Origin of the sequence: Streptomyces sp. WG7 (assembly GCF_049975785.1) — a bacterium.
Lineage (GTDB): Bacteria > Actinomycetota > Actinomycetes > Streptomycetales > Streptomycetaceae > Streptomyces.
In genome coordinates this window covers 1-8203 of record NZ_JBNGGE010000092.1, presented here as the reverse complement: position 1 = coordinate 8203, position 8203 = coordinate 1, and the positions used below count along the sequence as shown (strand labels likewise).

The 8203-nt window shown below is 74.3% G+C and carries 2 protein-coding genes; both read left to right on the top strand.

Features of this window, described 5'->3' with window-relative positions; translation table 11 throughout:
* The coding region (locus tag ACP4J0_RS37910; RefSeq protein WP_426603902.1) for a beta-ketoacyl reductase at positions 1–1016 on the top strand (1016 nt) is incomplete at its 5' end.
* A 362-nt stretch (positions 1017–1378) separates the two neighbouring features.
* Positions 1379–8203: type I polyketide synthase (locus tag ACP4J0_RS37905; RefSeq protein WP_426603900.1), on the top strand; the 6825-nt coding region annotated here is incomplete at its 3' end.

The window sequence follows — 8203 nt, the reverse complement described above, 5'->3', positions numbered from 1 at the left end:
CCCGCGACCTCGACCTCTCCGCCTTCGTGCTGTTCTCCTCCTTCGCCGCCACCTTCGGCGCACCCGGCCAGGGCAACCAGGCGCCGGGCAACGCCTTCCTCGACGCGTTCGCCGAGCACCGCAGGGCGGCCGGTCTGCCCGCGACCGCGATCGCCTGGGGCCCCTGGGGCGCCGGGGAGGGCGACGGCAGTGCGGTCGGCGACCGCATGCGCCGCCACGGGATCCTGACGATGGCGCCGGAGCGCACGCTGTCGGCTCTGCAGCACGTGCTGGACCGGGACGAGACGACGCTGACCGTCGCCGACATGGACTGGAGGCGGTTCACCCTCGCCTTCACCGCGGACCGCGACCGGCCGCTGCTGGGGGAACTCCCCGAGGCGCGGCGCGTGATCGAGTCCGCCGAGCGCGAGTCCGCCGACGACCTGGCGGGGGGCGTGCCGCTGACCCGGCAGCTCGCCGGTCTGCCGGAGGCCGAGCAGGAGCGCCTGCTCCTCGACCTCGTCCGCACCGCCGTGGCCGCCGTTCTCGGACACGCGGACCTGTCGGCCGTGGAAGCGAACCGGGCCTTCAAGGAGCTCGGCTTCGACTCGCTCACCTCGGTCGAACTCCGCAACCGCCTCGGGGCCGTGAGCGGACTCAAGCTGCCCGCCAGCCTGGTCTTCGACCACCCCACGCCGGCCGCCGTCGCTGTTTTCCTGCGCGCCGGAATCGTCCCCGACGCCGCGGCGGGCGGCGCCTCGCTCCTTGAGGAGCTGGACAAGCTGGAGGCCGTGCTGCAGCGGGGGACCGGCGACAATGTCGTACGGGCGCGGGTGACGATGCGGCTCCAGTCGCTGCTGGCCAAGTGGAACGAGAGCGACGAGCCGGAGCCGGCGGCCACGGTGGCGCCCGCGGGCGCGGAGGCCGGCACCGGGGCGGACCCGGCCGGCACCGGGGCGGACGACGTGGCGCAGCTCCAGGACGCCAGCGACGAGGAGCTGTTCGCGTTCATCAACAAGGGGCTCGGCCGGGCCTGAACCGTGGATCGGGTATTCGGCCGCCACCCGGCGGCCGAATACCCGAATCCCCGGGCCGCCCGGCTTCCGTCTGGCCCCGACAATTAGGGAACAGATGGCGGGGCATTATTGACGGGGGAGTCTTCGCCGGTCACCATGGTCGACACCCTTTGAATTGCCGCACGGCAGCCATGCCTCACGCAACCTGCGATGCAGGGGTCTGTAGGGGTCCGTTAGGGGTTATCCGCGGAATCGCGAGCTGAATATTCTGACCGCTGGCCAGCCGATTTGATCACCAAAGCGGCGGCTGCGTACCAGATGCGATTCCCGGATTTCCGACAATTTTCTGACGGCGCCTGCTGTAAAATAGGTGGTTGCGTTACATGGCGAATGAAGAGACGCTGCGGGACTACCTGAAGCTGGTGACGGCGGATCTGCATCAGACGCGTCAGCGGCTGCGCGACGCCGAGGCGAAGAGCCAGGAGCCGATCGCCATCGTGGGCATGGCGTGCCGCTACCCCGGCGGTGTGGCGTCGCCGGAGGACCTGTGGCGGGTCGCCGCCGAGGGCGTCGACGCGATCAGCGGCTTCCCGGCCGACCGCGGCTGGGACCTGGAGGCGGTGTTCCACCCGGACCCCGACCACCCGGGCACCAGCTACGCCGACCAGGGCGGCTTCGTCTCCGACATCGCCCGCTTCGACCCGTCGCTCTTCGGGATCTCGCCGCGTGAGGCGCTGGCCATGGACCCGCAGCAGCGGCTGCTGCTGGAGACGTCCTGGGAGGCGTTCGAGCGGGCCGGCATCGACCCGACGTCGATGCGCGGCAAGCAGGTCGGCGCGTTCGTCGGCACCAGCAACCACGACTACTTGGCGGCGCTGCTCAGTTCGTCCGAGAACATCGAAGGCTACATCGGCATCGGCAACGCGGCGAGCGTCGCGTCCGGCCGGCTCTCCTACACCTTCGGCCTGGAGGGGCCGGCGCTGACGGTCGACACCGCCTGCTCGTCCTCGCTGGTCGCCCTGCACCTGGCCGTCCAGGCGCTGCGAAACGGCGAGTGCACGCTGGCGCTGGCGGGCGGCGCCACGCTCATGTCCGCCCCCGGCACCTTCGTCGACTACAGCAAGCAGCGGGGCCTCGCCGACGACGGCCGCTGCAAGGCGTTCTCCCCGGAGGCCGACGGCTTCAGCCTCGCCGAGGGCGTCGGCGTCCTCCTGGTGGAGCGGCTGTCCGACGCGCGCCGCAAGGGCCACCCCGTCCTCGCCGTGGTCCGCGGGTCCGCCGTGAACCAGGACGGCGCCAGCAACGGCCTCACCGCCCCCAACGGCCCGTCCCAGCAGCGCGTCATCCTTCAGGCACTCTCCAATGCCCGGCTCACCCCCGACGAGGTCGACGCCGTCGAGGCGCACGGCACCGGCACGAGCCTCGGCGACCCCATCGAGGCGCAGGCGCTGCTCGCCACCTACGGCCAGGACCGCCCCGACGGCAGGCCGCTGTGGGTCGGCTCGCTCAAGACGAACATCGGCCACGCCCAGGCCGCCGCCGGTGTGGCGGGCGTCATCAAGAGCGTGATGGCGATGCGGCACGGTGTGCTGCCGCGCCTCCTCCACCTGACCGAGCCGACGCCCCACGTCGACTGGTCCGCGGGAGCGGTGTCGCTGCTCGCCGAGGCGCTGCCCTGGCCCGAGGGCGACCGGCCGCGCCGCATCGGCGTGTCGTCCTTCGGCATGAGCGGCACCAACGCGCACATCATCCTGGAAGGCGCCGAGACCGCGTCCGACCCGGCGGAGTCCGCTGCACCGGCCGATTCCGCCGATTCCGCCGATCCCGCCGGCCCGGCGGCCGGCACGGCCGCCCTGCCCGTCGTCCTGTCCGGCCGGACCGAGGCCGTCCTGCGCGCGCAGGCCGCCGCGCTGCACGCCCACGTCACCGCCCGCCCCGACCTCCGCGTCGCGGACGTCGCGTACTCGCAGGCGCTCACCCGGGCCGCCCTCGACCGCCGCGCCGCGGTGGTCGCCGACGACCGCGACGGCCTGCTCGCCGGGCTCGCCGCACTGGCCGCGGCGGACACCTCCGCCGACGTCGTCGAGGGGAGCGCCGGCGAGGGCAAGCTCGCCTTCCTCTTCACCGGCCAGGGCAGCCAGCGGCTCGGCACGGGCCGGGACCTGTACGCGACGTACCCGGCGTTCGCGCAGGCCCTGGACGCGGTGTGCGCGCACATGGACGCGCACCTCGACCTGCCGCTGAAGGACGTGCTGTTCGGCGAGGACGCGGACCTGCTCGACCGGACGGAGTGGACTCAGCCGGCGCTGTTCGCCGTCGAGGTGGCCCTGTTCCGGCTGGTCGAGTCCTGGGGCCTCAGGCCGGACTACCTGGCCGGTCACTCCATCGGCGAGATCGCCGCGGCCCACGTGGCGGGGGTGTTCTCGCTGGAGGACGCCTGCACACTGGTCGCCGCCCGGGGCCGGTTGATGCAGGCGCTGCCCACGGGCGGTGTGATGATCGCGCTGGAGGCGTCGGAGGACGAGGTCCTGCCGCTGCTGACCGACCGGGTGAGCATCGCCGCGGTCAACGGGCCGCAGGCGGTGGTCATCGCGGGCGACGAGGACGCGGCCACGGCGATCGCGGAGTCCTTCGCGGGACGGAAGTCGAAGCGCCTGGCGGTCAGTCACGCCTTCCACTCGCCCCACATGGACGGCATGCTGGAGGCGTTCCGCGAGGTGGTGGCCGGGCTGTCGTACCAGGCCCCCCGCATCGCGGTCGTCTCCAACGTCACGGGTGACCTGGCCGGCGAGGACATGGCCTCCGCCGGCTACTGGGTGCGCCACGTCCGTGAAGCCGTCCGCTTCCTCGACGGCATCCGCCGGCTGGAGAGCCGCGAGGTCACCACGTACCTCGAACTGGGCCCCGGAGGAGTCCTCTCGGCCCTGGGCCAGGAGTGCCAGACCGCCACGGGGCACCGGGCCGCGGCCTTCCTGCCCGTACTGCGCACCGGCCGCTCCGAGGCCCGGTCGCTGACGGCGGCGGTCGCCGGCGCCTACGCGCGCGGGCAGTCCCCGGACTGGCAGGCGCTGTTCGCCGGCACCGGCGCCCGCCGTGTCGACCTGCCCACCTACGCCTTCCAGCGCGAGGCGTACTGGCCGCGGGACGCCTTCTCCTACCTGGCGGACCCCTCCGAGGACGGCCGGCCCGCCGCCACCGACGCCAGGTTCTGGGAGGTCGTCGACAGCGAGGACCTGGCCGCCCTCGCCGACACCCTCGGCATCGAGGGCGACCAGCCGCTCAGCGCCGTGCTGCCCGCCCTGTCCGCCTGGCACCGCCGCCACCGCGACAGCGACCGGATCGACCAGTGGCGCTACCGCGTCCGGTGGCAGCCGCTGACGGACCTGCCGCCCGGACGGCTCACCGGGCAGTGGCTGCTCGTCCTGCCCGCCGCGCACGAGGACGACCCGTGGGCGCGCGCCGCCCGGGAGATCCTGACCGCGCGCGGCGCCACCGTGCGCACGCTCGTCCTCGACCCGGCCGCCGACGACCGCGCGGCCGTCGCCCGGCGCCTGGACGAGGACGGTGCCGCGCCCGGGGACCTCTCCGGCATCCTGTCCCTCCTCGGACTCGACGAGCGGCCGCACCCCGAGGACCCCGCACTGCCCGCCGGGCTCGCCGCCACCGCCGCCCTCGTCCAGGCGCTCGGCGACGCCGGAGCCGAGGCGCCGCTGTGGAACGCCACCCGGGGCGCGGTCTCCACCGGCCGTTCCGACCGCCTCACCAGCACCGCACAGGCCCAGGTCTGGGGCCTGGGCCGCACCGCCGCGCTCGAACTGCCCGGCCGCTGGGGCGGTCTGGTCGACCTGCCGCGGACGCCCGACGACCGCGCCGTCGGCAGGCTCGCCGACATCCTCGGCGCTCCCGGCAGCGAGGACCACCTCGCCGTGCGCTCCACCGGGGTCTTCGTCCGCCGACTCGTCAGAGCCCCCCGCCAGGAGCGCCCCGCCGGCGAGTGGACCACGACCGGCACCGCGCTGGTCACCGGCGGCACCGGCGCCCTCGGCCGGCACATCGCCCGCATGCTCGCCCGCGCGGGCGCCGGCCACCTCCTGCTGCTGAGCCGCCGCGGCCCGGACGCGGAGGGCACCGGCGAACTCGCCGCGGAACTGAACGCCCTGGGCGCCGAGGTCACCTTCGCCGCCTGCGACGTCGCCGACCGCCAGGCGGTCGCGGCACTGCTCGCGGGCATCCCCGCCGAACACCCCCTGACCACCGTCGTCCACGCCGCGGGCGTCCTCGACGACGGAGTCCTCGACGCGATGACGCCGCGCCGCCTCGCGGACGTCCTGCGGCCCAAGGCGCACGCCGCGCAGATCCTGGACGAGCTGACGCGCGGCCTCGACCTGTCCGCGTTCGTGCTGTTCTCCTCCGTCGCCTCCACCTTCGGCGCGGCGGGCCAGGCCAACTACGCCGCCGCCAACGCCCACTTGGACGCCCTCGCCGAACAGCGGCGCGCCGACGGCCTGCCCGCCACCGTGCTCGCCTGGGGCGCCTGGGCCGAAGGCGGCATGGCCACCGGCGAACTCGTCACCGAGCGGCTGCGGCTCGCGGGCCTTCCGGCGCTTCCCCCCGACCTCGCCGTCGCGGCGCTGCGCTCGGCGCTCGCGCAGGACGAGACCTCCGCCGTCGTCGCCGACGTCGACTGGCGGCTGCTCGCCCCCGGTCTCGCCTCCGTACGCCCCTGCCCGCTGATCGCCGACCTTCCCGAGGCCGCGCAGGCGCTCGCCGGAGCGGCCGGGACGACTGCCGCCCCCGGGAGCGACACCGACACGTTCGCCCACCGGCTGGCCGACGCTTCCGAAGGCGAACGCGACGCCGTCGCCCTGGAGTTCGTCCGCGCCCAGGTCGCGGCCGTCCTCGGTCACCCCGGACCGGAGTCCGTCGACCCCGGCACCGCCTTCCGGGACCTCGGCTTCGACTCGCTGACCGCCGTGGAGATCCGCAACCGCCTCGCCGCCCGCACCGGCCTGCGGCTCCCCGCCACGCTGATCTTCGACTACCCCGACTCCAACACCCTCGCGGACTTCCTCCGCGGCGAGGTGCTCGGCGGCCAGGGCACGGACGCGGACCGCCGCGCCCCCGCCACCACCGCCCCGGCCACCGACGACGACCCCGTCGCCATCGTCGCGATGAGCTGCCGCTTCCCCGGCGGCGTCCGCACACCCGAGGACCTGTGGCAGCTCCTCGCCGGCGGCCGTGACGCGGTCTCCGGGTTCCCCGCCGACCGAGGATGGGACCTCGACGGGCTCTACGACCCCGAGGGCGCGGCCGAGAACAGCAGCTACGTCCGCGAAGGCGGATTCCTCCAGGACGCGGGCCACTTCGACCCCGCGTTCTTCGGCATCTCGCCGCGCGAGGCGCTGGCCATGGACCCGCAGCAGCGCCTGCTGCTGGAAACCTCGTGGGAGGCCTTCGAGCGCGCCGGCATCAACCCCACGACCGTCCGCGGCGAGCAGATCGGCGTCTTCACCGGCACCAACGGCCAGGACTACCTCAACGTCATCCTGGCCGCCCCCGGCGGCGCCGAGGGCTTCATCGGCACCGGCAACACCGCGAGCGTCGTCTCCGGCCGCATCTCCTACGTCCTCGGTCTCGAGGGCCCGGCGGTGACCGTCGACACCGCGTGCTCGTCGTCGCTGGTCGCCCTGCACTGGGCGATGCAGGCGCTGCGCCAGGGCGAGTGCTCGATGGCCCTGGCGGGCGGCGTCACCGTGATGTCCACGCCCGCGTCCTTCATCGACTTCAGCCGGCAGCGCGGGCTCGCGGAGGACGGCCGGATCAAGGCGTTCGCCGCCGCGGCCGACGGGACGGGCTGGGGTGAGGGCGTCGGCATGCTGCTCGTCGAGCGGCTGTCCGACGCGCAGCGCAACGGCCACCCGGTCCTCGCGCTCGTGCGCGGCTCGGCCGTGAACCAGGACGGCGCCAGCAACGGCCTGACCGCGCCCAACGGCCCGTCGCAGCAGCGCGTGATCCGCCAGGCCCTGGCCGGCGCCGGTCTGGCGGCCACCGACGTGGACGCGGTCGAGGCGCACGGCACCGGCACCACGCTCGGCGACCCGATCGAGGCCCAGGCCCTGCTGGCCACCTACGGCCAGAACCGGTCGCCGGAACAGCCCCTGTTCCTGGGGTCCGTCAAGTCCAACCTCGGCCACACGCAGGCCGCCGCCGGTGTCGCGGGCATCATGAAGATGGTGCTCGCGATGGAGCACGGCGTGCTGCCGGCGACTCTGCACGTGGACGAGCCCACCCCGCACGTCGACTGGACGGCGGGCGACATCACGCTGCTCACCGAGGCCCGGCAGTGGCCCGAGACCGGGCGGCCCAGGCGAGCCGGCATCTCCTCCTTCGGCATCAGCGGCACCAACGCCCACACGATCGTCGAACAGGCCCCGCAGACCGTCGAGTCCGGCGACTCCACGACGCGCCGTCCCGGCCCCGTGCCGTGGGTGCTCTCCGCCAGGACCGAGGACGCCCTGCGCGAGCAGGCACGTCACCTGCGCTCCCGCGCCCAGGCCGACCCCGGCCTGCGCCCGGAGGACCTGGGACTCTCCCTCGCCACCGGCCGCACCGCCTTCGAACGGCGCGCCGCGGTCGTCGCCGCCGACACCGAAGGACTGCTGGCCGGGCTCGCGGCACTCGCGGACGGCCGGTCGGCAGCACAGACGGTGACGGGCTCCCCGGCGGCCGGCAGGTCGGCGTTCCTGTTCACGGGACAGGGCAGCCAGCGGCTGGGCATGGGCCGGGAGCTGTACGCGGCGTTTCCGGTGTTCGCGGACGCGCTCGACGCGGTCTGCGCGCACATGGACACCCACCTCGAAGTGCCGCTGCGAGACGTGCTGTCCGGGGACGACGTGGAGGCGCTCGACCGGACGGAGTTCACGCAGCCTGGGCTCTTCGCCGTCGAGGTGGCGCTGTTCCGGCTGCTGGAGTCGTGGGGTGTGAAGCCGGACTTCCTGTCGGGTCACTCCGTCGGCGAGATCGCCGCCGCGCATGTGGCGGGTGTCCTGTCGCTGGAGGACGCGTGTGCGCTGGTGGCGGCGCGTGGGCGGTTGATGCAGGCGCTGCCGACCGGCGGTGTGATGGTCGCGGTGCAGGCGTCGGAGGACGAGGTCCTGCCGCTGCTGAACGACCGGGTGAGCATCGCCGCGATCAACGGCCCACAGGCG